The organism is Mixta tenebrionis (assembly GCF_006517625.1).
Taxonomy (GTDB): Bacteria; Pseudomonadota; Gammaproteobacteria; order Enterobacterales; family Enterobacteriaceae; genus Mixta; species Mixta tenebrionis.
Map to the genome: position 1 here is coordinate 278,899 of NZ_VHQI01000006.1, position 25,503 is coordinate 304,401.

The window sequence follows — 25,503 nt, forward strand, 5'->3', positions numbered from 1 at the left end:
AGTCGCCGGCGTCAGAATAATGGACGCATGCCCGGCAACGGCGTGAGCGCATGGTTAAAGCACTTATCATAGTAGTGCTGAATTTCCACGATACGCTTGCGGTTGCGGTGGATGCGTTTTAGCGCCAGCAGACCGTTTACCACTATGCTCAGGCAGAGCGCCAGCAGCAACAGCGAGGTGCCTAAATAGCGCCAAAGCGTCAGCGGATCCGGCTCGCTGTGCAGCGTGATATGGCGCGTGCCGTTGGCGTCAGTATGGATGCTGGTAATAATGCCCGCGGCGCTAAACGAGGTGTGCAGCAGCATGCCGGCAAGGCGCTGCAGCTCCTGCCACTGATCGGATGCGTTGAAATCAAACAGCGAGACGGCGGGCTGCGGATGGTTAACCAGCTGACGTCCTTCATCGCTGACGATGAGGAACCCGTTGGGCGGCGGGCTGTTTAACGCCTCTGCCGCGCGATGCGTTTCGCGATAAAAGAAGGTTGACGTTGAGGTGTTAACCAGATTTTCCAGCGCTTCGGCGCTGACCGGGCGCAGCAGTACGTTCATGCCGTTCAGCGCGCCTGAACCCGCCCGCTGCACCAGCGTTTCCCAGTCTTTCGCATTGCCGAGGTTAACCAGCGCGTTTTTCAGCCGCACGCAATCCTGCTGCTGATTACAGAGATCCTGAGTTTTCACCACCAGATCGGCAAAGTCGTCCAGCAGGATCATTCCCGATTTCTGAATAGCGGTAGCCAGCTGCGGGTTCAGCTTGCTGTCGGCGCCGTTTTGCGGATGCAGCTGCTGATTGGTTAAGGTCAGCAGCGCCGTGGCCTTATCGATAATCTCCGACTGCGGCAGGGGTAAGGGCGAAGCCATATTCCAGTAGATGGCCGAGCAGTCAAAAGGCATAAAGGCATAGCTGCGGTTGCTCTGATAGCTGGCGGGAACCGAACACATGCCGGTACCGCTGACTTTCAGGCTGTCGCCGACGTGCAGCGGCATCTGCTCCAGTTCGGTCACCGAGTTAACCTGGATGCGTTCGGTGCCGGTAAGCCACGCCAGGCTTAACTTCAGCGGCATGGTTAACGGCACCCAGCTCACCAGCAGCGCCAGCACCAGCAGCGAACCGCAGGCCAGCACCAGATTTTTTCGCCAGCGCTGGATGGGGAAATTACGCACCTCATCCTGCAGCGAGAGGAACCGGCCCTGACGCACCACATGGCGATTAAGATAGATATCCACATCGGTTGTTTGCCCCAGATCGTAAGCGACGTAGGGCTGCCAGTGCGGCGGGTAGATCAGATCGATAATGCCGAGAGAAATATTGTTAATCTGCCCCTGACTCGCTTCGCTGAACAGCCCCCAGCGCTTTGGCGCGCCGCGCAGGCAGTGAATTTCGCGCAGATCTTTCTCCGCGGGGCGGCGGTACATAAACCACAGGCTGACGGCGATCAGCGCCAGGCTGGCGCAGACCAGCCACGGCATAAAAATCAGCGGCGTCACCAGGCTAACAAACAGCAGCAGCAGGCCGATGCAGATAACCGTGGCTTCGCGCGTGCCGTCGCTGCGCGACAGGCAGTGCTCTTCCGGCGTCTCCTTACGCACCTGCAACAGCTCGATATTTTCACTCTGTTCCTGACGGATCGAGGCGTTGGCCGCGCTGGGATTCACCACCGAAGGCAGCATGCTTTGCTCCCAGGCGTAGCTCAGTAAAGAGTGGCCGTTAAGCGAGATCACCAGCGGTATAGTGTGCGTTTTGATCAGCTCGACAAAATTCTCTTCGGCGATGTACTGCTCCCACAGCGGCGGCAAATGCACCTCAAGCGCATCGAGATAGTAACGCCATTTTTGCGGATCGTCGGTGGAAAGGCCGTAGCGGGTAATGGCGCGGGTAACGGGATAGACTTTATTGCTTTGCGAACTTAACGACAGCATTTCGGGCGAGGCGCTGGCCCCGCCGGGCTGGATGGTGCGCTGCTTCTTCGCCAGCGAATCGAGATAGCGTTCAACGGCTTCACGCTCTTCCGGCGTCAGGTTGCGGTGCGGCGGACTAATAAACGGCAGCGGTTTCGCCAACGGCGGGCGATGCCGCATAGCGTACCAAAAACAGATACCTGCGATAACAGAGCAGGTAAGCATTACACCAAGAATAATAATTATTGTGTTCATGCTATGCTCATTCCAGCCATACTGCTGCCGTCACTATTGCTCGCTCCAGGCTATGTTACAGGAAGTGTACTAATTTTGGCGGGATTAGGTAGCGCTGGCAACCAACCTGATAACGAAAATAGCGCACAAAATCATAAAATTAGATGTACTATACAGAAAACCTTATTGAGATGTTACCCGGCACGGCTAAAGGAAAGTATCGGTATTATCCTATTTGTCAGCCGGCCGTTGACTTTAGCGTAAAGCCTGGTCTGCCATCGCCAGCGCTGATTGTTATAAAAAAGTAAATTAAAGCATATGATGATTGGATTCCCGTGATGCCTGTCGCACAATATATGTTTGCCGATCTTGATGTCATGTCGACGACCGGCCGGCGATTGTTAACCGCGCTCTATCTGGGGTCCCCATGTCAAGAGAATTAGAGAAACCCAAAATTTTAAGTGTTGAGCCTGTTGCCCGCTCGCGCCTGTTTACCATTGAGGCGGTGGATCTGGTTTTCAGCAACGGCGAGCAGCGCGTATATGAACGTATGCGTCCTTCCGAGCGCGAAGCCGTAATGATTGTGCCGATTATCGATAACCAGCTGGTGCTGATTCAGGAATATGTGGTGGGCCTGGAAACCTATGAGCTGGGCTTTCCGAAAGGATTGATCGATGCGGGCGAAACGGTATTTGACGCGGCGAATCGTGAACTGAAAGAAGAGGCGGGATTCGGCGCGACAGCGATGGAAACCCTGGGCAAACTGACCTTAGCGCCCTCCTATTTTTCCAGCAAAATGAATATCGTGGTGGCGGAAGATCTCTATCCCGAAAAGCTGGAAGGGGATGAGCCGGAGCCGCTACCGGTCATTCGCTGGCCGCTGGATAATTTAATGGCGCTGTTGAATGAGCCTGATTTTAGCGAAGCGCGTAACGTTAGCGCGCTGTTTTTGGTGCGCGAATGGCTAAAAAAACAGCAGCGCCTTGTCGGTTAAACCGCGTGACGAAGCGCTAAACACAAGAAACATAAAAAAGGGGCGAATCATCGCCCCTTTTTACATCGCCTGGCGACGATCAGAATAGCTCGTGCGTCTCGCCGTTATCCATCAGCGTAGTACCGACATCGTGCACCGAATACTCGGTAGGCTGCGTGCCTTCGATAAAGTATTCCTGCCGCGTATTGCCGCCGCCGTTGGCTAGTTTGCCGGTGCTGCGATCGATCGTTACCGTAACGATACCGGGCGGCGGCGTCAGCGGCTGCTCCGGTACGCCTTCCAGCGCCGCTTTCATATAATCATCCCACGCCGGCTGCGCGCTTTTAGCGCCGCCCTCATAGCCGGAAATCTGATCTTTAATCGCGCCGGAGAGGGTTGACCGCCCTAAATCGCGGCGGTGATCGTCAAAACCGATCCAGACGGTGGTGACCACGCCGGGGCCATAGCCGGAGAACCAGGCATCCTTCGAGCTGTTGGTCGTGCCGGTTTTACCGCCGATATCGTTGCGCTTCAGATCGCGTCCGGCGCGCCAGCCGGTGCCCATCCAGCCGGGTTCGCCAAAAATATTGGAGTTCAGCGCGCTCTTAATCAGGAAAGAGAGCGGCGTGTTAATCACGTGCGGCGCGTACTGCTGCGCTTCCGGCGGCTGCGTTGCGCCTACCTGCTGCAGCGCAGGCTGCGGCACCGCGGCGTTACGATTTTCCTGCGATATCGCGACGTTTTCCACGCTCTCCTCGCTCAGCGCGACCGATTTTTTGGTTTCGCCGTAAATCACCGGCAAATTGCATTGCGGACAGGCGACGCGCGGGTGGTTCTCGAACAGCGTCTCGCCGTTTTCATTTTCGATCTTACGAATAAAGTAGGGATCGACAAGGAACCCGCCGTTCGCCATCACCGCATAGCCGCGCGCCATTTGCAGCGGCGTAAAGGAGGCGGCGCCAAGCGCCAGCGATTCGGTACGCACGATGTTTTGCGCCGGGAAGCCGAAGCGCTGCAGATACTCGGCGGCATAGTCGACGCCCATTGCGCGCATAGCGCGTACCATGACGACGTTTTTCGACTGTCCCAGCCCCTGACGCAGACGAATCGGGCCATCGTAGGTCGCCGGGGAGTTTTTCGGACGCCAGTCGGAACCGGCGCCCGCGTCCCAGCGTGAGATCGGCACGTCATTGAGAATCGATGCCAGCGTCAGACCGCGATCCATCGCTGCGGTGTAGAGGAACGGCTTGATATTCGAGCCGACCTGACGCAGCGACTGCGTTACGCGGTTGAATTTGCTCTGGTTGAAATCAAAGCCGCCCACCAGCGCGCGTACCGCGCCGTCATGCGGATCAATAGAAACCAGCGATGAGTTTACGTCCGGCACCTGAGCCAGCCACCAGCTATTCTCAACCTTACGCACCCAAATTTGCTGTCCGGGCTGGAGCACCTGCGTTACGCTGCGCGGCGCCGCGCCCTGTAGCGTATCGGACTTAAAGGGGCGCGCCCAGCGAACGCCTTCCATCGTCAGTGAAACGTTGCTGCCGTCGCGCATCAGCGCGGTCGCTTCGCTGGCGCTGGCGCTGGTGACCACCGCGGGCCATAGCGGGCCATACACCGGCAGCGCCTTCAGCGTTTTCAGAATCTGGCTATGTTCCCAGGCGGGCTCGCCGACCCGCCACAGAATATTGGCCGGGCCGCGATAGCCGTGGCGCATATCGTACGCCAGCACGTTATTACGCACCGCCTCCTGCGCCGCCTGCTGCAGGCGACGGGTAACGGTGGTGTAAACTTTGAAACCGTCGCTGTAGGCGTTCTCGCCATAGCGCTTCAGCATCTCCTGGCGCACCATTTCGGTAAGATAGGGGGCGGAAAAGGCGATTTCCGGCCCGTGATAGCTCGCCTCTAATGGTTCGCTGCGCGCTTCCGCGTACTGTTGCTGCGTGATGTAGTGCTGATCCAGCATGCGCGCCAGCACCACATTACGGCGCGACAGCGCGCGCGAGTGGGAGTAGAGCGGATTGAACGTGGAGGGCGCTTTCGGCAATCCGGCAATCATCGCCATTTCGCTCAGCGTCAGCGCATCGACATTCTTACCAAAGTAGACCTGAGCAGCCGCGCCGACGCCGTAGGCACGGTAGCCGAGATAAATCTTATTCAGATAAAGCTCAAGGATTTCATCTTTGCTAAGCAGCTGTTCAATGCGGATCGCCAGGAACGCCTCTTTGATCTTACGCATCAGAGTGCGTTCCGGGCTCAAAAAGAAGTTACGCGCCAGCTGCTGGGTAATGGTGCTGGCGCCCTGCGAAGCATGGCCGGAAAGCAGGGCGACGCTGGCCGCACGGAAAATGCCGATCGGATCGACGCCGTGATGCTCGTAAAAACGGCTATCTTCGGTAGCGATAAAGGCTTTAACCAGCTCAGGCGGCATTTGCGCCAGAGTCAGGGGAATACGGCGCTTTTCGCCATACTGGGCGATAAGTTCGCCATCGGCGCTGTAGACCTGCATCGGCGTCTGCAAACGAACATCTTTCAGCGTGTTTACATCCGGCAGCTGCGGCTCAATGTACTTGTATAACCCGTAAATCGAGCCGACGCCCAGCAAAATGCAACACACTGCAAGGATCAATAAATACTTTACGAACTTCACCTGAGATTTCCCACTTCATGTCATTTGGGCAGTTTATAAACAATCGCGCGGTAGTATAAAGGCAAGCCAGACGCTTTGATACGTCCTTTTATCGTATGACGATATGGAGATCGCGCAAAAATGGCTTTTCAGAATTGGCAGGTGGGGCTGGACATTCAGAACGGGCAGCTCTGCGCCTTAGCTATCCAACGGCGCCGCAACGGCTGGCAGCTGCGCCACTGGTGGCGTCATGCGCTGCCGCACAACGTATTGAATAATGGCGCATTAATCGAATCTTCCGCGTTAATCGCTCTGCTGCAGCGCTGGCGCAAGCTACTGCCGCGCAATATATCTTTGCGTACCGGTTTCCCTGCCCAGGCGGTGCTGCAACGCTATCTGGCCGCTCCTCCACGCCAGCTGCGCGAACCGGAGCTGGGGCGCTATGCCAGCGCCGCGGCCGAACGCCTCTTTCCGCTGACCGCTAACGAGCTGGCGCTGGATTACTGCATGCTGCCGTCGACGCGCCTCTGCCTGACCGCCGCGCGGCGAAGCATCGTTAAACAGTGGCTGTTGACGCTTTCGCTGGCTGATTTAACGCCGGAGGTAATAGCGCCCGCCAGCAGCGCGCTGGAAACGGTCGGCGAGCTGATGCGGCTACCGGCGGAGTCGGCGCTGATCCACCAGCTTGCCGATCACTGGCTGTGGTTTATGCCCGGCAGGGAGGAGGCCGTTTCAGGCTGGGCGCCGGGAGTTCTGACGCTGGAAAGCGGGCAGCTGGCGCAGGTATTGCCGACGGCGCGGCGGTTCTGGTTTAGCGCCGCGCTGTCAGCTGAGCGGCCGGCGGGCATGCAGCCTTTGCAGCCGCTCAGCCTGCTGCGTTTTATGCAGCCGCCGCTGCCCGCCGGCGACGGCATGTTTACCCTTGCGCTTGGGCTGGCGTTGCACCCGCAGGAGAGGCGATGAGCGGCGTCAACCTGCTGGACTGGCGCCAGCGCATGCTGCGGCGACGGCTGTTGCGCTGGGCCTGGTTAAGCGGCGGGCTGTTGCTGCTGGCGCTGACATTATTGCTGGCCGGGCGGCAATGCCTGGTGAAAAAGCTGGAGCGGCGGCAGGCGATATTGCTGCACTGGCGCCAGGCGGACCGGCAGCTGCAACCGCTAATGCAGCGGTACAGCGAACTGCGGGCGCAGCAGCAAAAGCTACGGGAGCAGGCGGCGCGGCGGCAGGAGCGGCGACAGCGGCTGGCCTACTGGCCGGCGTTCCTGCAGCAGCTTGAGCTCAGCGTGCCGGAGAAGCTCTGGCTCTCCTCCTTAAAACACCAGCAGCGCAGGCTCTGTCTTGAAGGCTCCAGCCAGCAGCCGGATGCCGCCCGGCTGCTGGGCCAGCGGCTCAGGCAGCCGCCGTTATTAGCGGACTGGCAGCCCGGCGCGCTGCAAAAAAACGCAGACGGCCTTTATCGCTTTACGCTGGCGGCGCAGCTGGCGGGAGAAACAGATGATGGAAAATGAGTTTTTGCTGCGCTGGCTGCTGATGGCGGAAAGGCTGCGCTGGCTGAGCCTGCCCGCCGTGCTGCTGACGATGGCGTTAGCCGTCAACGCTCTCTGGATTGGGCCGCTAAAGGCGCAGCTACGCCAGCTACAGCAGGAAACCACGCTGCAACAGCGGCAATATCGTCAGCGCCTGACGCTGCTGCTAAATCAGGCGGGGTTACAGCAGCTGCAGGCGCGTAATCAACAGCTGCTGGATGAGATGGTGCGTGCGGGCAGGCCGTTTTCGCTCTATACGCTGCTGCAGCGCAGCGGCAGCGAACTGGAACAATGGCTGCCTGGCGAGCGGGAAAGCGAACTCAGGCTGTGGCTAAGCTGGCCGCAGCTACAGGCGCTTTTTGCCTATCTGGCTGGCTGTGAGCCAGCGCCGCTGCTGAATTCTTTTACCGTACAGCGTAAGGAGGCGCGTCTGTATGCCACATTCTATCTGGCGTTTGAGCGGCAGGCGTTGCTGGATTAGCGGAATAGCGCTGTTGCTCGCTCTGCCTGCCGCCGGGCGCGATCCTTTCGCCGCGCCGCAGGCGGTGTGCCGGCAGCCAGCGGCTTCGCTGGCGAACTGGCGGCTGCTGGGCATTATCGGACGAGATAATGATTACGTTGGCTGGCTGCGTTCAACCGAGGGGGAAACGCTGCGCGTGGCGCATGGCCGCCCCTTGCCTTTCGCTGAATGGCAGCTCGAAGAGCTGGCGCCGTTTCGCCTGACGCTGCGTGCGCCTGCCGGCTGCCTGCCGCCATTCGCCACGCTGCAAATAAAAGGAAAATATGATGAGGATCGGGATAGTGCTGCTGTGGCTGCTGAGCGCCGTCGCGCAGGGACGGGATGAGCCGCTCTCTGTTGCTTTTCAGGATGCGCCGATAGCGCAGGTTTTGCAGGCGCTGGCGGATTATCAGCAGTTAAATCTGATGGTCGCGCCTGGCGTTGAAGGACAGATAACGTTGCGTCTGCAGGATATTCCCTGGCGGCAGGCGCTGCATCTCGTGGCGCGTATGGGACGGCTGACGATTGAACAGCAGGATAAGGTACTGCTGGTATTTCCTCAGGGTTGGCAGGAGGCGGAAAAAGAGCAGGGCGCGCAGCAGCAGCCCTTACGGGAACTGGCGCTGACCCTGCGCCATGCGGACGTGGCCAGCGTCAACGCCAGCCTGCAGGCCGAGCGGGGGAAATTAATGACGGAGCGCGGCAGCGTTACCGTAGATACGCGCGCCAATATGCTGTTGCTGCGCGACACGCCCGCGGCGCTTAACGGCGTGGCGTCATGGGCGCGCGCGCTGGATGTGCCGCTGGAGCAGGTAGAGCTGACGGCGCATATTGTCAGCATCAGCGAGAGCCATCTGCGCGAGCTGGGCGTAAGCTGGCAGCAGTCGGGCGAAGAGATGATTAACCAGGCGCTGCGCAATCCTGCCCTGAATCTGAATTTCGGCGTCAGTTCGCCGTCGCTGACGGCTGGCCTGACGCTGGCTCGTCTGGATGGCCGTCTGCTGAATCTGGAGCTGAGCGCGCTGGAACAGGAGAACCAGATTGAGATTATCGCCAGCCCAAGATTAATCGCCTCGCACCAGCAGCCCGCCAGTATTAAGCAGGGGACGGAAATCCCCTATGAGGTAGCCAGCGGCAGCGACGGCGCTACCAGCATTGAATTTAAGGAAGCGGTGCTGGGAATGGAGGTCACGCCAGCGGTGCAGCCCAACGGGCGAATCCGTCTGGCGCTGCATATCAGCCAGAATGTGCCCGGACGTAATATCAACAACGGCGACCGGGAAATCCTGACAATTAATAAGCAGGAAATCACTACCCAGGTTACGCTCAGGGAGGGGCAAACATTGGCCCTGGGCGGTATATTTCAACAGGAATCGTCGCGTAATCGTGATAAAGTCCCCCTGCTGGGCGATATACCGCTGCTGGGAGCGCTTTTTCGCCGCGATATCCACGATGAAAAGCGTCGGGAGCTGGTGATTTTTATTACGCCGCGCCTGGTAGGCGAGGAGTAGCCAGCAGCGTTTTTTTCCCGGCCTGGTATCATATGCGTTTGACGCAGGAGCGGAATTAGCTTACAAGGTTTAGCGATTTTGACTTATGGCGCAGCAAACGCATGTGTTGCCGCCACGATACCGTGACAGCATGCTGCCTGAAAGGCGGCGGTTTTGACTCTTAGCGAACTGTGTGACGCGCGCTGGCTGCGCGTTCTGAGCCGGGCAATTTATTCGGTTGCCAAACGACCTTGAGTGTTGAGATAATTTTTAATCTGACTCTCGCACTATCGCTCATGAGGTTTCAGTTCATGTCCCGCCAGCGGCCCGGCCGTTGCAGACGGGGTATCATCAACGCATTGTCTTAGTAATACCGAAAAAATGGCAGAGAAACGCAATATCTTTCTGGTTGGGCCTATGGGTGCCGGCAAAAGCACTATTGGTCGTCAGTTAGCTCAGCAACTCAATATGGAATTTTACGATTCCGATCAGGAAATTGAGCGACGTACCGGAGCGGATGTGGGCTGGGTGTTTGACGTTGAAGGCGAAGCAGGTTTTCGCGAACGTGAAGAAAAAATCATCAATGAACTCACAGAGAAACAGGGCATCGTGCTGGCTACCGGCGGCGGCTCTGTAAAATCCCGCGAAACCCGTAATCGTCTCTCCGCCCGTGGTGTTGTGGTCTATCTCGAAACCACTATTGAGAAGCAACTGGCGCGTACGCAACGCGATAAAAAGCGTCCCTTATTACAGGTGGATACGCCGCCGCGCGAAGTGCTGGAAGCGCTGGCGGACGAACGCAATCCGCTGTATGAAGAGATTGCTGATGTCACCATTCGCACTGACGATCAAAGTGCGAAAGTGGTAGCTAATCAGATCATTAATTTACTGGAAAAGAACTAATTCATCGCCTGAGGGCATAGCGAAAAGGTTATACAGCGTCATGGAGAGGATCACCGTTACCCTTGGGGAGCGTAGCTACCCGATCACCATCGCCGCCGGTCTGTTTAACGATGCGGCAGCCTTTTGGCCGTTGAAAGCAGGCGACCAGGCTATGCTGGTAACCAATGAAACTCTGGCCCCGCTCTGGCTGGCTTCGCTGCGGCAGCGGCTGGAAGAGGCGGGGATCAAGGTGGATCAGGTTATCCTTCCCGATGGCGAACAGTATAAAACCCTGGCGGTAATGGATCAGGTGTTTACCGCGCTGCTGAAAAAGCCCCACGGCCGCGATACCACGCTGCTGGCGCTGGGCGGAGGCGTTATCGGCGACTTAACCGGTTTCGCCGCGGCCAGCTATCAGCGCGGCGTGCGCTTTATTCAAATTCCCACCACGCTGCTTTCGCAGGTTGATTCTTCAGTCGGCGGAAAAACCGCCGTTAATCACCCGCTGGGCAAAAATATGATTGGCGCCTTCTATCAGCCGGCGTCGGTCGTTATCGATCTCGACTGTCTGCGCAGCCTGCCTCGCCGCGAGCTGGCTTCCGGTATGGCGGAGGTGATCAAATATGGCGTTATTCTCGACGGCGCGTTCTTTAGCTGGCTGGAGCGCCGCCTGGATGCGCTAATGGCGCTGGATGGCGAAGCGATGGCGCAGTGCATCCGTCGCTGCTGCGAACTGAAGGCAGAGGTTGTCGCTGCAGATGAACGTGAAACCGGCCTGCGCGCGCTGCTGAATTTAGGACATACTTACGGGCACGCTATTGAGGCCCATATGGGCTACGGCAACTGGCTGCACGGCGAAGCGGTAGCCGCCGGCATGGTGATGGCGGCGCGTACCGCCGAACGGCTGGGGCAATTTAGCGCCGCCGACACCGATCGCATTATCGCCCTGCTGAAACGCGCCGGGCTGCCGGTCGCCGGACCGCAGGAGATGACGGCGCAGGATTACCTGCCGCATATGCTGCGCGATAAAAAAGTGCTGGCGGGCGAGCTGCGTCTGGTACTGCCGCTGGCCATCGGCAAAGCCGAGGTGCGCGGCGGCGTGGCGCATGATATTGTGCTTGCCGCAATTGAAGAGTGCCGCAAGGCGTGACGGTGACATAGCCGCAAACGGAGCGCCTGGCGGCGTTTGCCATAAGACGGGAGGTTGAATGGATGAGTTCAAACCGGAAGACGAGTTAAAACCGGATACCAGCGATCGTCGACCAACGCGACCACGCAAAACGTCTTCTGCGCCAAAAACACCGGCGTCGCGTCAGCGCATGATGATGGGCATCGGCGTGTTGGTGCTGCTGCTGTTGATTATCGGCATCGGCTCGGCATTAAACGGGCCTGACGCAGATAAAACCGCCAGACAGCCCGCCAGCGGCACCACAGCCGGCGGCGGCGGCAACGAAAAGAATATCGATCTCTCCGGCTCTTCAACGATGAGCGGGCAGGGCGGCAACGCTTCAGGCAACGCCGCCAGCGGCGAGACGGCCTCCACCTCGCCTCAGCCGATTTCCGTTCCGCCCGTCTCATCAACGCCGACTCAGGCGGCGCCGCTTGAAGCGCCGCAGGGCCAGCAGCGCGTTGAACTCCCCGGCGATCTTAACAGCGCGCTGAGCAGTCAGCAGGGGCAGGTAGACGCTGCCGCGCAGGGCGCTATCGGCAGCAGCTCGCTGCCGACTGCGCCAGCAACGGTAAGCGGCAACAGCGGCGTCAATAATAGCGCCAGCGTCGGGCGTAGCGCCGCGGCGCCGCGTCAAAACAGCGCTAAGCCGGCGCAGACGCATAAGCCGGCCGCCAGCCAGACATCCGCCCGGCAAAATGCCGCGCCGGCGGCAAAACAGAACAGCAAGCCGGCCGGCAGCGCCACGCATTCATCGTCAGCCGCCGGCAAAGCATCGTCAGGCGTGCCGGGCGGCAGCTATACCCTGCAGCTGAGCAGCGCTTCGCGCGCCGATACGCTGAACGCGTGGGCGAAAAAGCAGAATCTGAACAATTACCATGTCTACCAGACCACGCGTAACGGGCAGCCATGGTATGTGCTGGTGAGCGGCTCTTACGCTACGCCAGCCGATGCCAAACGTGCCGTTTCCTCGCTGCCGGCGGAAGTCCAGGCGCAGAAGCCCTGGGTTAAGCCCGTCAGCCAGGTGAAGAAAGAGGCGGGACGCTAAGGCGATCCGCTAATATTCCTGCGGCAGCGTACTCTGGCAGCGCGCTGCCGCAGCCAGTAATCTATGGCCTTCAGGGTGGCAACATCAGGTTGTCATCTTTGCTGTAAAACAAATCCATAAGCGCAGATATGCTGTCGCTATAGCCACAGCCAGATGAACAGAAGTAAACAAAACGACGGCATGAAAAAACATCGCGCTTTCCTGAAATGGGCGGGTGGTAAGTATCCCCTTCTGGAAGATATTCGCCGCCATTTACCGCAAGGCGACTGTCTGGTCGAGCCTTTCGTCGGCGCCGGTTCGGTATTCCTTAATACCGACTATCCGCGTTACGTACTGGCGGATATCAACAACGATCTGATCAGTCTTTATAATATCGTCAAAGGGCGCACCGGCGAGTTCGTTGCGGATGCGCGCCAGCTGTTTACCCCGCGCAGCAATGAAGCGGACGCTTACTACGCGCACCGCAGCGAGTTTAACGCCAGCCGCGATGACTATCAGCGGGCGCTGCTGTTCCTTTATCTGAATCGTCACGGCTATAACGGCCTGTGTCGCTATAACCTGCGCGGCGAATTTAACGTTCCCTTTGGACGCTACCGTAAGCCCTATTTCCCGGAAGAGGAGCTCTACGGCTTCGCCGAGCGCGCGCAAAAAGCTACCTTTGTTTGCGAATCCTACGATGTTACCCTGAATAAGGCGCAGGCGGGATCGGTGGTTTACTGCGATCCGCCCTATGCGCCGCTTTCCGCCACGGCGAATTTTACCGCCTACCATACCAATAGTTTCAGCCTGCGCGAGCAGCAGCATCTGGCGGAGCTGGCGGTTAAGCTGGCGCAGGAAAACAGTATCCCGGTACTTATTTCCAACCATGATACCGAGCTGACCCGGCAGTGGTATCAGGAGGCGGTGCTGCATGTGGTTAAAGCGCGCCGCTCGATCAGCAGAAGCATAAACGGGCGCACTAAAGTTGACGAGCTGCTGGCGCTTTTTCGCTAGCTGGTTTCGCCCGCGATCGGCGCAATCTGTCAGTAAGTTTACTGGCGTATACAGTGGGAGATACGGATGAAACGATTTTTGCTGGCCCCTTCAATCCTCTCAGCAGATTTCGCCCGCCTGGGTGAAGACACGGCGAAAGTGCTGGCTGCGGGCGGCGATGTGGTGCATTTCGACGTAATGGATAACCATTATGTGCCCAATCTGACGATGGGGCCGATGGTGCTGAAAGCGCTGCGTGATTACGGCATCACCGCGCCGATCGATGTGCATTTGATGATCAAGCCCGTTGACAGCCTGATCCCGCAGTTCGCTAAAGCGGGCGCCAGCTATATCACCTTCCATCCTGAAGCCAGCGAGCATATCGACCGTAGCCTGCAGCTGATCAAAGAGCACGGCTGCAAGGCGGGACTGGTGTTTAATCCGGCCACGCCGCTGAGCTATCTGGATTACGTGATGGATAAGCTGGACGTTATTTTGCTGATGTCGGTTAACCCCGGCTTCGGCGGCCAGTCATTTATCCCCGGCACGCTGGATAAGCTGCGTGAGGCGCGTAAGCGTATCGATGAGAGCGGTTACGATATCCGTCTGGAAGTCGATGGCGGCGTGAAGGTGGATAATATTGCAGAGATCGCCGCGGCGGGCGCCGATATGTTTGTCGCCGGCTCGGCTATTTTCGGCCAGCCCGACTATAAACAGGTTATCGATGCGATGCGTAACGAACTGGAGAAGAGTCGTCATGGCGCGTTTCACTAATATCCGCGCGTTAGCGTTCGATCTTGACGGTACGCTGGTGGACAGCGTGCCTGGACTGGCAGATGCGGTCGATCTGGCGCTGCAGGCGATGCGGCTGCCGGCGGCGGGCGCGTCCCGCGTGGCGACCTGGATCGGCAACGGCGCCGACATTATGGTAGAGCGCGCGCTGCACTGGGCGCTACAGCGTCAGCCGGCGGCAGAGGAGCTGCGCGAGGCCAGGGCGCTGTTTGATAAATATTACGCCGGGACGGCGCCGGCGGGCACCACGCTGTTTCCCCACGTGGCGCAAACGCTGGAAAAACTTTCCGCCGCCGGGCTGCCGCTGGCGCTGGTAACCAATAAGCCCACGCCCTTTATCGCGCCGCTGCTGCGCTCGCTTGGCATCGACCAATATTTCTCATTAGTGATTGGCGGCGATGATGTGGCAGCGAAAAAACCGCATCCGGCCCCGCTGTTTTTGGTGCTGGGCACCTTTGGCCTGCTGCCGGACGAGTTACTATTTGTTGGCGATTCGCGCAATGATATTCTGGCGGCAAAGGCGGCAGGATGTCCCTGCGTCGGCATGTCGTTCGGCTACAACTACGGCGAGCCGATCGCCAGCAGCGAACCGGATATCGTTCTGGATGATTTCATCGAACTTATGCCCGCATTGGGGCGGTAATAATCAGGATTGAAAAGCATGAGCAAACCCATCGTATTTAGCGGCGCGCAGCCTTCCGGCGAACTGACCATTGGTAACTACATGGGCGCTATGCGTCAGTGGGTCCAGATGCAGGATGATTATCACTGCATCTACTGTATCGTTGACCTGCACGCGATTACCGTACGTCAGGACCCCGTCGCGCTGCGCAAAGCGACGCTGGATACGCTGGCGCTCTATCTGGCCTGCGGCATCGATCCGCAAAAAAGCACCATCTTCGTTCAGTCGCACGTGCCGGAGCATACGCAGCTGAGCTGGGTGCTGAACTGCTACACCTATTTCGGCGAGCTGAGCCGTATGACGCAGTTCAAGGATAAGTCCGCCCGCTATGCGGAAAATATCAATGCCGGCCTGTTTGATTATCCGGTGCTGATGGCGGCGGATATTCTGCTGTATCAAACCAACCAGGTGCCGGTTGGCGAAGATCAGAAACAGCATCTGGAGCTGAGCCGCGATATCGCCCAGCGGTTTAACGCCATTTATGGCGATGTGTTCAAGGTGCCGGAGCCGTTTATTCCCAAATCGGGCGCGCGCGTGATGTCGCTGCTGGAGCCGACGAAAAAGATGTCCAAGTCGGACGATAACCGCAATAACGTGATCGGCCTGCTGGAAGATCCGAAATCGGTGGTGAAGAAGATCAAGCGTGCGGTGACCGATTCCGATGAGCCGCCGGTGGTGCGTTACGACGTGCAGAACAAGGCCGGGGTTTCCAACCTGCTGGATATTCTTGCTGCCGTCAGCGGTAAAAGCATCAGCCAGCTGGAGCAGGAATTCGAAGGCAAGATGTACGGCCACCTGAAGGGCGAAGTGGCCGAAGCGGTTTCCGGCATGCTGAGCGAGCTGCAGGCCCGCTATCAGCGCTACCGTGAAGATGAAGCTTTCCTGAATCAGGTGATGCGTGAAGGCGCCGCGAAAGCGCGTGCGCATGCCCAGGAGACGCTGAAAAAAGTTTACGAAGCGGTAGGCTTTGTCGCTCTGCCGTAAGGGAGCGCGATTGAAATCTCGCGATTGATAATAAAAAAGGCGCCTCAGGCGCCTTTTTTATGTGCAGACGATAGCGTTAAAACCAGCGTAGCGTATCGCGCAGCGCAACTACGCGTCCAACGATAATCAGGCTGGGACTGGTGACCTGCGTCGCCAGGCTTTCCAGCTGGCTCAGTTCGCCGCATACTACGCGCTGACGCGTGCTGGTGCCGTTTTCAACCAGCGCCACCGGCATCGAGGCCGCCATCCCGTGCGCCTGCAGCTGACGCTGAATTTCCCCCGCCTGCGCCAGCCCCATATAGAACACCAGCGTTTGCTGCTCCGCCGCCAGGTTAGCCCAGTCCAGCGAAGACTCCTGCTTGCGGTGGCCAGTCACAAAGCGCACGCTGTGCGCGTAATCGCGATGGGTCAGCGGGATACCGCTGTAGGCGGAGCAGCCGGATGCGGCGGTAATGCCGGGCACAACCGAGAAGGGAATATTGCTGCCCGCCAGCGTTTCCAGCTCTTCGCCGCCGCGCCCAAAAATAAAGGGATCGCCGCCTTTCAGCCGCACCACGCGTTTTCCCCGCTGCGCCTGCTGTAACAGGATCTGGTTGATCTTCTCCTGCGGCACGCAGTGGTGACCGGCGCGCTTGCCGACGAAAATCCTTTCCGCATCGCGCCGCGCCAGCTGCAGCACCTCATCGGATACCAGACGGTCGTACACCACGATATCCGCCTGCTGGATCTGCTGTAGCCCTTTCAGCGTCAGCAGCCCGGCGTCGCCAGGCCCGGCGCCCACCAGCACCACTTCGCCGCGCTTCTCCAGCGGCTGGTTAAACAGCTCGTCGGTCAGCGCCTGCGCCTGCGGCGTGTCGTTATTCGCCAGCGACTGGGCGAGACGATCGCTGACAAACAGTTTTTCCCAAAAGCGCCGGCGCTCGGCGCCGGTCTGATAATGCTGTTTTACCCGCTCACGCAAGGCGCCCGCCAGCGTCGCCAGCTTACCGAGATGCTGCGGCAGCAGCGCCTCCAGCTTTTCTCGCAGCAGACGCGCCAGCACCGGCGCCCGCCCGCCGGAGGAGATGGCGATGGTTAACGGGGAGCGATCGATAATGGAAGGCATGATGGCGCTGGCCTGCGCCGGAGCGTCCACCACGTTGCAGAACAGACGGCGCGCCTCCGCCGCCTCGCTGACCTGCTGGTTTACCTGTTCATCGCTGGTCGCGGCGATCGCCAGCCAGCATTTATCCAGCAGTTCCGGCGTGAAGGGCTGCTGTAGCAGCGTCGCTTCGCCCGTTTGCTGCCAGTCATAGAAGGGCGCAGTGAACTCCAGCGCGCAAACCTGAAGCTGCGCGCCGGCATCAAGCAGCAGGCGCGCCTTACGTGCGGCGACGTCGCCCGCGCCGACCAGCAGACAAATCTTGCCGCGCAGCTGGCAAAACAGGGGTAGATAATCCATGGTATTCTCCGGCGTAGCGGTATGAACGGTAATGGTTTGCAGGTGATGCGGCGCACGGAGTGCGCCGCAGGCAGGAACAATCGCAACGTTTTATCGGGTTAGCCTTAATCGCAGGCGACTTCTACCCGGCCTTCGCATACCCGTACCGGCCAGCTGCGCACCGAATATTCGGCGTCTTCCATGCAGAGGCCGTCACGCAGGCGAAAACGCTGCTTTTTCAGCGGGCTGGCAACCCACAGCTCCTGCTGGTGCTCGGCGATAATTCCACGAGACAGCACGCTGGCCTGCGCAAAGGGATCGATATTGCTGATAGCGTAAAGCTCTTCATCCGCGCGCGGACGGAAGATGGCTACCTGCTCGCCCTGCACCAGCGCGCAAACGCCGGTAGCGGGCAGAATATCTTCTAATTTACAGACGGCTTGCCAGTTGCTCATGCCCGTTCCTCCTCTTCAAGCAGTTTCACCTCAATACGCTCATGCGGGCGAGCCGGACGGTGCTGTTCGCGGATATTCACCATCTGCACCAGCGGATCGCGCTGCGGGCTGTTGATAAAGTGCGCGAAGCGTTTCTGCAGTTCAGGATGTTCAAGGGTGGCCTTCCACTCGCAGATAACGCGATCGCGCAGCTGCTGCATATCGGCTTCCAGCTGTTCATTCAGGCCCAGCTTATCGTCAATGACGATGCTGCGCAGATAGTCGATGCCGCCGTCGAGGCTTTCCAGCCATAGTGAAGTGCGCTGCAGCTTATCGGCGGTACGAATGTAGAACATCATAAAGCGATCGAGATAGCGTAACAGCGTTTCTCTGTCGAGATCGGCCGCCAGCAGATCGGCGTGACGCGGTTTCATGCCGCCGTTGCCGCAGACGTAGAGGTTCCAGCCTTTATCGGTGGCGATGATGCCCACATCTTTCCCCTGCGCTTCGGCGCATTCACGGGTACAGCCGGAAACGCCAAACTTCATTTTATGCGGCGTGCGGATGCCTTTGTAGCGGTTTTCCAGTTCGATGCCGAAGCCCAGGCTGTCGCCGACGCCGTAGCGGCACCAGGTGCTGCCGACGCAGGTTTTAGCCATGCGCAGCGCTTTGGCGTAGGCGTGACCGGTTTCAAAGCCGGCGTCGATCAGCTGGCTCCAGATAGCGGGCAGATCGTCTTTCTGCACGCCAAACAGGCCGATACGCTGGGAGCCGGTAATTTTGGTGTACAGGTTGTACTGTCGGGCAATCCGCCCAATGGCGACCAGCCCTTCCGGCGTAATTTCGCCGCCGGCGGAACGCGGGATCACCGAATAGGTGCCGTCCTTCTGGATATTGCCGAGGAAGTTGTCGTTAGTCTCCTGCAGCGGCGTATGCTGCGGCTGCAGAATATAGTCGTTCCAGCAGGAAGCGAGCAGCGAGCCGATGGTCGGCTTACAGATTTCACAGCCGTAACCCTTGCCATACTTAGTCAGCAGCTCATCGAAGCTCTTAATGCCTTCAACGCGAATCAGGTGATAAAGCTCCTGACGCGACCAGGCGAAGTGCTCGCACAGGTGGTTGTTGACCTCGATGCCCTGGCGGCTCAGTTCGGCATTCAGGACCTGAGTGATCAAGGGGATACAGCCGCCGCAGCCGGTGCCGGCGCGGGTTTCCGCCTTAATGGCGGCGACGGTATGGCAACCCTGCGCTACCGCCTTGATAATATCGCCTTTGGATACGTCGAAGCAGGAGCAAATCTGCGCGCTTTCCGGTAGTGAATCAACGCCCAGCACCGGTTTTTCGCTGCCCGCGTGCGAGGGCAAAATCAGACCGTCGGGATGATCCGGCAGCGCGACCTGGTTCAGCATCAGCTGCAGCAGCTGGCCGTAATCGCTGGTATCGCCAACCAGCACCGCGCCCAACAGGTATTTATTATCCTGACTTACCACCAGACGCTTATAGACGCCCGATTTCTCATTGAGATAAACATAGCTGCGCGCGCCCGGCGTACGGCCGTGCGCATCGCCAATGCCGCCGACGTCCACGCCCAGCAGCTTCAGCTTGGCGCTCATATCGGCGCCGGCAAAGCGGTTTTCCCGGCCGAGCAGGTGATCGCTGGCGACCTGCGCCATTTTGTAGCCCGGCGCTACCAGGCCAAAGATTTTTTCATTCCACGCGGCGCATTCGCCGATGGCGTAGATATCAGGGTCGGCGCTCTGGCAGAAGTCGTTAATCAGAATGCCGCCGCGCGCGCCTACCGGCAGATCGCTCTGGCGCGCCAGCTTATCCTGAGCGCGAATACCGGTAGAGAACACGACAAAATCGACGTCCAGTTCGCTGCCGTCGGCGAATTCCAGCGTTTTGCCTTTGGCGTGATGAACGATGTTTTGCGTATTTTTGCTGGTATGCACCTGCACGCCCATCTGCTCGATCTTACGGCGCAGCTGGCTGCCGCCCATCGCGTCGAGCTGTTCGGCCATCAGCACCGGCGCGAACTCGATCACATGGGTTTCAATTCCCAGGTTTTTCAGCGCGCCAGCCGCTTCCAGGCCCAGCAGGCCGCCGCCGATTACCGCACCGCTTTTACTGCGGCGCGAACACTCTTCAATGGCGTTGAGATCTTCAATGGTACGGTAGACGAAGCAGTCCGGGCCATCGGAGCCTTTGATCGGCGGAATCCAGGGATAGGAGCCGGTGGCCATGATCAGTTTGTCATACACCACGGCGCGGCCGCTGCTGGAATGAATTACTTTTTCCTTACGGTTAAGCGTGATCGCACGTTCGCCCAGCAGAAGATGAATGCCATGTTTTTCATAATAGCCTTCACGCACCAGCGACAGTTCTTCAACGGTATGGTGGGAAAAGTATGCGGAGAGATGGACGCGGTCGTAAGCCACACGGGGCTCTTCACAGAAGACGGTAATATCGAACTGGCCCGGTTCAGCCTTATCGATCAATTCCTCAATGAAGCGGTGGCCAACCATGCCATTACCAATGATGGCGAGTTTGACAGTGCTCATTTTTGCCTCAATTTTAAGCTAATTGGTGCCACAATAACGCGACCATTAGCTTGCTTATTGATATACATCAATTGAGGTGTAAAATACCCCTTAGTGAGTAGGCGGTTGATTAGCTGGGTATTTTATTAATGTTCGTATTATCTGATACTTAGCGAAAGCTTCAGGTTGCAGCTTTGTTGCTAAATCGTGTTAGCTATGGTTAGCTATGCTAATACTTAATGTGCGTGACGGCGGCGTCAGCGCGATGCTTAACTGCCGTTTCGCCAGAGACCGAACAGAGGGAAATCAGCGAGAAAATTTGCGCTGGCGCGCGGGTCTGAACGATACCGGCGGCGTGCTGGCGTAATTGAAAGGAGAAAGCGCGAGCAGGCGCAGGCATTGCGTGGGAAGCGGGCGGTAAAGGACGACGATAGAGAAGGGGGCGAAACCCTGAGGCTTCGCCCGCAAGGGTCAGTGACCGGCGTGGCCGTTCTGACGGTGCTTCGTAACGAAGCCCAGCAGCAGACACATCACGAACACCACGGCGTAGAGGCCGTTAGCGGTGGCCAGCGCCGCGTGCGCGCCGCCTTTCGCCACGATAGGCCCAGTGACCACGAAGGTCAGCATGGTGCCCACGGTGCCGCAGGTCAGGATAAAGTTGACCAGCTTCGGCGAGGAAACTTTGGTTTGCTGCGAGCCGAGGGTAATGATGGTGGTATAGATCGCGCTGGAGAAGAAGCCCAGGCCGATAATAATCCATTTCAGCATCAGGGCGTCATGGCTGCTGACAAACCAGTACATCAGCAGGGTCGCCAGCGCCGCCAGCACCATCAGGATACGCTGCAGATCGAAGAAGCGCAGGATAAAGCTGAACGCCCACATGCCGATCATATAAGAGGTCCAGAAATTCCCTACCAGCTGCCCGGCGGCGCTGATATCCATGCCCATGGTTTTGGTGGCGTATTCCGGCACCCAGGAGATGAAGCCGAGCTGTCCCAGAATGTAGCAGAGCGCGGCAATGGATAGCAGCAGTACGCCAACGCCCCATTTCTCTTTGGCTACCGGCTGCGCGTCATGCTGCTTTTTGCCCAGCGTCGGGAATTCAACGGCGAGCGTCAGCAGGAAGATCGCCAGGTAGATGACGCCGATGCAGACGTAAACCCAATACCAGGGCAGATGACGCGCCAGCAGCATACCGGCGATGACCGGAAAGATCGTACCGGCCATACTGAAGAAAGAGTCGGTAAACAGCAAACGCGATCCGCGCTGACGCCCTTCGTAAAGATGGGTGATCAGGAAGGTGCCGATCGACATGGTAATCCCGCTGACCACCCCCAGCACGAACATGCAGGCGGAGAAAATAGCGAGGCTGTGACTGGTCATCAGGCCAAGCACCGCCAGCACCATCAGCACAAAACCGAAGATCAGCTGACGTTTCAGCGGCACGATCTCCATCAGCCAGGCGTTAAGAAACACCGCCGCCAGAATACCGGTATTAAGAAAGGTAAAGGTGTTGCTCATTTCAGAAACCGGAAGCTGGAAATAGTTGGCGATATCGCCTAACACCATCCCGGTGACGATAACCAGCGCGCCGGTGAGCGCATAGGAAAAGAAACTGATCCACGTCAGTCCAATGCGGTTACGATTTGTCATAGTTGGGGAACCTTGAGCCAAAAGGAGCCTGGCTGAGTCAGCGCAGGGATTGTCGTCAGGAAGTGTAAAGAAATTTTATTCACGATCAAACTGGCGATGAAACAACCTTGATTGATTTCACCAATAATGTGATTTAAGTCACCTTTATCGCCAGGTAATTAACCTCCGCGCCACAACCTTGTTTACGTAAATAAAAGTAAAACGCTGGCTCTTACTCTACATGCTCTTTACAATCAATTTCGTTTGGATTTTGTGGCCACAGTAAGGAATATTTCATGGTGAAACGTACTTTGACAGCGGTTGCGGCACTCATCGCGCTGTCCACTTTTTCTCTCCCCGGCTTCGCTGCGCAAGGCGATACGCACGTCCTCCTGACCACCTCCGCCGGTAATATCGAACTTGAACTGAATAATCAAAAAGCGCCGGTGTCCGTTAAGAATTTTGTTGATTACGTTAATAACGGTTTTTACAACAATACAACTTTTCACCGCGTTATCCCCGGCTTTATGATCCAGGGCGGCGGCTTCACCAGCGATATGCAGCAGAAGCCCACCAACAGCCCGATTAAAAACGAAGCGGACAACGGCCTGCGTAATACGCGCGGCACCATTGCCATGGCGCGCACTGCGGAAAAAGACAGCGCCACCAGCCAGTTTTTTATCAACGTGACCGATAACGCCTTCCTTGACCACGGCCAGCGCGATTTCGGCTATGCCGTTTTCGGTAAAGTGGTAAAAGGCATGGACGTCGCGGATAAAATTTCGCAGGTGCCGACCAAAAATATTGGCCCTTACCAGAACGTTCCCAGCAAGCCGGTTGTTATTCTTTCCGCTAAAGTCCTGCCCTGATTATTGCGCCGCCGCGCCCGCGGCGGCTGTGCCTCAGCCAGCAGAGGCGCATTTTGCTGCTTATACTTAGGTCATCTTTTCCCTGACCGGAGGCAGCATGCCTACAAAACTGACCGAGAAGCAGAAAGCCGCGCTGTGGCAACAGCGGCGCAACGCCAACTTTCTGGCCAGCAGCAAACTGGAAGGCTTAACGTTTGCGGAAGTTACGCTGGATGCTGAACAGGCCGGGGAGCGCCTGCAGGCGTTATGGAGGCAGTATGGCGGCTAACGCAATGAGCGAACGCGATCCTTACTACTGGCAAAATGACGATGTGCTGCGTAACCGTCTCGATATTCACGATGCCGCCCAGCTGCAAAAGGCAGAGGCGGCTTTCACCTCGCTGCGCGCCGCCACTATTGAACTGGGGCCGCGTAATCCCGGCTTTCCTTACCTCTGCCTGATTCATCGCACGCTGTTTCAGGATCTCTACGACTGGGCCGGAGAAATTCGCGAAATCGATCTCTATCTCGGCGATACGCCGTTCTGCCATTTTGAATATATTGAAAAAGAGGGCAACGCGCTGCTGGAGGCGCTGGAGGAGGAGAACGGCCTGGCCGATCTGCCTTTTGAGCAGTTTGTCGCGCGGCTGGCGCACTACTACTGCGAGATCAACATGCTGCATCCGTTCCGCGACGGCAACGGGCGCGCGCAGCGTCTGTTTTTTGAACAGCTGATTATTCATGCCGGATATGATATCGACTGGAGCAAAACCGATCGTGAAAAGTGGCTGAAGGCCAATAAAGAGAGCGTGAATGGCGATTTACGCGGGCTGACCAATATCTTCGCCAGGGTAGTGAGCGAGGTGAGGTAAGCGCGTAGAATAGCGGCGTTTTGGTTCAGCCTGGAGCAAAGATGCTGCTGCTTATCGATAACTATGACTCTTTTACCTGGAATCTCTACCAGTACTTCTGCGAGCTGGGAGCGGAAGTGCTGGTACGGCGCAATGATGATATTACGCTTGCTGAGATGCAGGCGCTGCCGCTGACGCATCTTGTTATCTCTCCTGGTCCCTGCACGCCCGATGAATCCGGCATCTCTCCTGAGGCGATTCGCGCCTTTGCCGGGCGGCTGCCGGTGCTTGGCGTGTGCCTCGGTCATCAGGCGCTGGCGCAGGTGTACGGCGCGCGCGTTATTCGTGCCCGTCAGGTGATGCACGGTAAAACCTCTGCTATTCAACACCAGCAGCGCGGCCTGTTCGCCGGGCTGGCGCAGCCGCTGACCGTTACCCGCTACCATTCGCTGATCGTGGAAAAAGAAACGTTGCCGGACTGCCTGGAGGTGACCGCCTGGAGCCTGCGCGACGGCCAGCCTGATGAAATTATGGGGCTGCGGCATAAAACGCTGGATGTCGAAGGCGTACAGTTCCACCCGGAAAGTATTCTCAGCCAGCAGGGGCACCAGCTGCTGGCCAACTTTTTGCAGCGTCAGCCGCATGTCGCGGCGGCGACAGTGAATTTAATTTGACTTATTATGCAGTTTTATTGATTATTTTTTCATTGAGGGTTCACGGTTAAGCAGAAGAGGTAGCGAATGGCAGCGGAAAAAATAGCGGTGACGCGTGCGACGTTTGATAAGGTAATTTTGCCGGTTTATGCACCTGCGCAGTTTGTGCCGGTCAGAGGGAAAGGCAGCCGCGTCTGGGATCGCGATGGCAAAGAGTATATCGATTTTTCCGGCGGTATCGCCGTAACGGCGTTAGGTCACTGCCATCCGGCGCTGGTGGAGGCGTTGAAAACCCAGGGAGAGACCCTGTGGCATACCAGCAACGTATTTACCAACGAACCGGCGCTGCGCCTGGCCAGCAAGCTGATTAACGCTACCTTCGCCGAGCGCGTTTTCTTCGCTAATTCCGGTGCCGAAGCTAACGAGGCCGCCTTTAAGCTGGCCCGTTATTATGCCGCTACGCGCCATTCGCCCTATAAAAGTAAAATCATCGCCTGCCATAACGCTTTTCATGGCCGCACGCTATTTACCGTTTCCGTTGGCGGGCAGCCTAAATATTCCGACGGCTTCGGGCCGAAACCGGCGGATATCGTACACGTGCCTTTTAACGATCTTGAGGCGGTAAAGGCGGTGATAGACGATCATACCTGCGCCGTGGTGGTGGAGCCGATTCAGGGCGAGGGCGGCGTGCTGCCGGCTACCGAGGCGTTTATGCAGGGGCTGCGTCAGCTGTGCGATCGTCATCAGGCGCTGCTGGTGCTGGATGAGGTACAGAGCGGCATGGGACGTAGCGGTAAGCTGTTCGCCTATGAGCACTACGATATTCGTCCCGATATTCTTACTACGGCGAAAGCGCTGGGCGGCGGTTTCCCGGTCAGCGCGATGCTGACCACGGAGGAGATCGCCTCGGTGATGGCGCCGGGCGTGCATGGCACTACCTACGGCGGCAATCCGCTGGCCTGCGCCGTGGCGGAAGCCGCGCTGGATATTATTAATACGCCGCAGGTACTGGAAGGCGTGGCGCAGCGGCGGCAGCGCTTTATCGAGGCGCTGGAGGCGATCAATGCCAAACTGGAGCTGTTCAGCGAGATCCGGGGCAAGGGGCTGCTGATTGGCGCGCAGCTAAAACCGCAGTATCAGGGGAAAGCGCGTGACATTTTACACGCCGCGGCGGCAGAAGGCGTAATGGTGCTGACGGCCGGCAGCGATGTTATCCGCTTCGCACCTTCGCTGGTTATCCCGCTGGCGGATATCGGCGACGGCATGGCGCGTTTTGCCAGAGCGGCGGAGCAGGCGTTGAACGCCGGCTGAGGTTGTATGCCGGTTAATCAGAGCGCGCCATCGGGGCGCG

General features: G+C 58.0%; 25 protein-coding genes. 19 read left to right on the plus strand and 6 right to left on the minus strand.

Annotation, left to right across the window (positions count from 1 at the left end; all coding sequences use genetic code 11):
• Positions 1-11: 11 nt before the first annotated feature.
• Entirely contained in the window at positions 12-2,150 is a 2,139-nt protein-coding gene (locus FKM52_RS12115) for an intracellular growth attenuator family protein (RefSeq protein ID WP_141176437.1), read from the minus strand.
• 406 nt (positions 2,151-2,556) lie between these two features.
• On the opposite strand from FKM52_RS12115, the gene nudE reads away from it, so the two are divergent.
• Positions 2,557-3,123 carry an ADP compounds hydrolase NudE gene (gene nudE, locus FKM52_RS12120; RefSeq protein ID WP_141176438.1) on the plus strand — a complete coding sequence of 189 codons (567 nt, stop codon included), beginning with the start codon at positions 2,557-2,559 and terminating at the stop codon, positions 3,121-3,123.
• Positions 3,124-3,202: 79 nt separating this feature from the next.
• On the opposite strand, the gene mrcA is transcribed toward nudE, so the two are convergent.
• On the minus strand, positions 3,203-5,752 hold the full coding sequence (gene mrcA / locus FKM52_RS12125) for a peptidoglycan glycosyltransferase/peptidoglycan DD-transpeptidase MrcA (RefSeq protein WP_141176439.1): 2,550 nt from the start codon (positions 5,750-5,752) through the stop codon (positions 3,203-3,205).
• Between the two features lie 120 nt (positions 5,753-5,872).
• Here mrcA and pilM point away from each other — a divergent pair, with 120 nt between their 5' ends.
• From pilM to trpS, 12 genes are all read left to right on the plus strand, one after another.
• Complete coding sequence (pilM, locus tag FKM52_RS12130) at positions 5,873-6,694, plus strand: pilus assembly protein PilM (RefSeq protein ID WP_141176440.1); 822 nt, start codon at positions 5,873-5,875, stop codon at positions 6,692-6,694.
• Complete coding sequence (locus tag FKM52_RS12135; protein ID WP_141176441.1) at positions 6,691-7,239, plus strand: PilN domain-containing protein; 549 nt, start codon at positions 6,691-6,693, stop codon at positions 7,237-7,239. Before pilM ends, FKM52_RS12135 begins: the two co-directional genes overlap by 4 nt.
• Entirely contained in the window at positions 7,226-7,738 is a 513-nt protein-coding gene (locus tag FKM52_RS12140) for a HofO family protein (protein WP_141176442.1), read from the plus strand. The genes FKM52_RS12135 and FKM52_RS12140 overlap by 14 nt, the downstream gene beginning before the upstream one ends.
• 13 nt (positions 7,739-7,751) lie before the next feature.
• Positions 7,752-8,102, plus strand: a complete 351-nt coding sequence (locus FKM52_RS12145) for a HofP DNA utilization family protein (protein WP_181407931.1) — start codon at positions 7,752-7,754, stop codon at positions 8,100-8,102.
• Entirely contained in the window at positions 8,041-9,267 is a 1,227-nt protein-coding gene (gene hofQ, locus FKM52_RS12150; protein WP_141176444.1) for a DNA uptake porin HofQ, read from the plus strand. The genes FKM52_RS12145 and hofQ overlap by 62 nt, the downstream gene beginning before the upstream one ends.
• A 360-nt stretch (positions 9,268-9,627) precedes the next feature.
• Positions 9,628-10,149 carry a shikimate kinase AroK gene (gene aroK / locus FKM52_RS12155; protein WP_038629709.1) on the plus strand — a complete coding sequence of 174 codons (522 nt, stop codon included), beginning with the start codon at positions 9,628-9,630 and terminating at the stop codon, positions 10,147-10,149.
• Between the two features lie 40 nt (positions 10,150-10,189).
• Positions 10,190-11,278, plus strand: a complete 1,089-nt coding sequence (gene aroB / locus FKM52_RS12160; protein WP_141176445.1) for a 3-dehydroquinate synthase — start codon at positions 10,190-10,192, stop codon at positions 11,276-11,278.
• A gap of 58 nt (positions 11,279-11,336) precedes the next feature.
• A complete protein-coding gene (locus FKM52_RS12165; RefSeq protein ID WP_141176446.1) occupies positions 11,337-12,344 on the plus strand; it encodes an SPOR domain-containing protein in 1,008 nt (335 codons plus the stop codon).
• Between the two features lie 180 nt (positions 12,345-12,524).
• Entirely contained in the window at positions 12,525-13,337 is an 813-nt protein-coding gene (gene dam / locus FKM52_RS12170) for an adenine-specific DNA-methyltransferase (RefSeq protein ID WP_141176488.1), read from the plus strand.
• A 66-nt stretch (positions 13,338-13,403) separates the two neighbouring features.
• Positions 13,404-14,090, plus strand: coding sequence for a ribulose-phosphate 3-epimerase (gene rpe / locus FKM52_RS12175; RefSeq protein ID WP_141176447.1), 687 nt, complete (start codon positions 13,404-13,406; stop codon positions 14,088-14,090).
• Entirely contained in the window at positions 14,074-14,751 is a 678-nt protein-coding gene (locus tag FKM52_RS12180) for a phosphoglycolate phosphatase (protein ID WP_141176448.1), read from the plus strand. Before rpe ends, FKM52_RS12180 begins: the two co-directional genes overlap by 17 nt.
• An 18-nt stretch (positions 14,752-14,769) precedes the next feature.
• Positions 14,770-15,774 carry a tryptophan--tRNA ligase gene (trpS, locus tag FKM52_RS12185; RefSeq protein ID WP_141176449.1) on the plus strand — a complete coding sequence of 335 codons (1,005 nt, stop codon included), beginning with the start codon at positions 14,770-14,772 and terminating at the stop codon, positions 15,772-15,774.
• Between the two features lie 76 nt (positions 15,775-15,850).
• Here the strand turns inward: trpS and cysG are convergent, their stop codons facing one another.
• The 3 genes from cysG to nirB form a co-directional block, all read right to left on the minus strand.
• A complete protein-coding gene (gene cysG, locus FKM52_RS12190) occupies positions 15,851-17,215 on the minus strand; it encodes a siroheme synthase CysG (protein ID WP_141176450.1) in 1,365 nt (454 codons plus the stop codon).
• A 104-nt stretch (positions 17,216-17,319) separates the two neighbouring features.
• On the minus strand, positions 17,320-17,649 hold the full coding sequence (nirD, locus tag FKM52_RS12195; protein WP_141176451.1) for a nitrite reductase small subunit NirD: 330 nt from the start codon (positions 17,647-17,649) through the stop codon (positions 17,320-17,322).
• Positions 17,646-20,189, minus strand: a complete 2,544-nt coding sequence (gene nirB / locus FKM52_RS12200; RefSeq protein ID WP_141176452.1) for a nitrite reductase large subunit NirB — start codon at positions 20,187-20,189, stop codon at positions 17,646-17,648. Before nirB ends, nirD begins: the two co-directional genes overlap by 4 nt.
• 205 nt (positions 20,190-20,394) lie before the next feature.
• Here nirB and FKM52_RS21710 point away from each other — a divergent pair, with 205 nt between their 5' ends.
• Positions 20,395-20,535, plus strand: a complete 141-nt coding sequence (locus FKM52_RS21710) for a hypothetical protein (RefSeq protein WP_160250905.1) — start codon at positions 20,395-20,397, stop codon at positions 20,533-20,535.
• Positions 20,536-20,639: 104 nt separating this feature from the next.
• Here FKM52_RS21710 and tsgA read toward each other — a convergent pair whose 3' ends face one another.
• On the minus strand, positions 20,640-21,821 hold the full coding sequence (gene tsgA, locus FKM52_RS12205; RefSeq protein ID WP_141176453.1) for an MFS transporter TsgA: 1,182 nt from the start codon (positions 21,819-21,821) through the stop codon (positions 20,640-20,642).
• Positions 21,822-22,096: 275 nt separating this feature from the next.
• Here tsgA and ppiA point away from each other — a divergent pair, with 275 nt between their 5' ends.
• The 5 genes from ppiA to argD all read left to right on the plus strand — a co-directional run bounded on the left by ppiA (position 22,097) and on the right by argD (position 25,463).
• On the plus strand, positions 22,097-22,669 hold the full coding sequence (gene ppiA / locus FKM52_RS12210) for a peptidylprolyl isomerase A (protein ID WP_141176454.1): 573 nt from the start codon (positions 22,097-22,099) through the stop codon (positions 22,667-22,669).
• 97 nt (positions 22,670-22,766) lie between these two features.
• The gene (locus FKM52_RS12215; RefSeq protein WP_141176455.1) at positions 22,767-22,937 is read left to right on the plus strand and encodes a YhfG family protein; all 171 of its coding nucleotides are present in this window, start codon (positions 22,767-22,769) and stop codon (positions 22,935-22,937) included.
• On the plus strand, positions 22,927-23,520 hold the full coding sequence (locus FKM52_RS12220) for a putative adenosine monophosphate-protein transferase Fic (RefSeq protein WP_141176456.1): 594 nt from the start codon (positions 22,927-22,929) through the stop codon (positions 23,518-23,520). Before FKM52_RS12215 ends, FKM52_RS12220 begins: the two co-directional genes overlap by 11 nt.
• A 41-nt stretch (positions 23,521-23,561) precedes the next feature.
• Complete coding sequence (locus FKM52_RS12225; protein WP_141176457.1) at positions 23,562-24,173, plus strand: aminodeoxychorismate synthase component II; 612 nt, start codon at positions 23,562-23,564, stop codon at positions 24,171-24,173.
• A gap of 66 nt (positions 24,174-24,239) precedes the next feature.
• On the plus strand, positions 24,240-25,463 hold the full coding sequence (argD, locus tag FKM52_RS12230) for a bifunctional acetylornithine/succinyldiaminopimelate transaminase (RefSeq protein WP_141176458.1): 1,224 nt from the start codon (positions 24,240-24,242) through the stop codon (positions 25,461-25,463).
• The last annotated feature ends 40 nt before the right edge of the window (positions 25,464-25,503 follow it).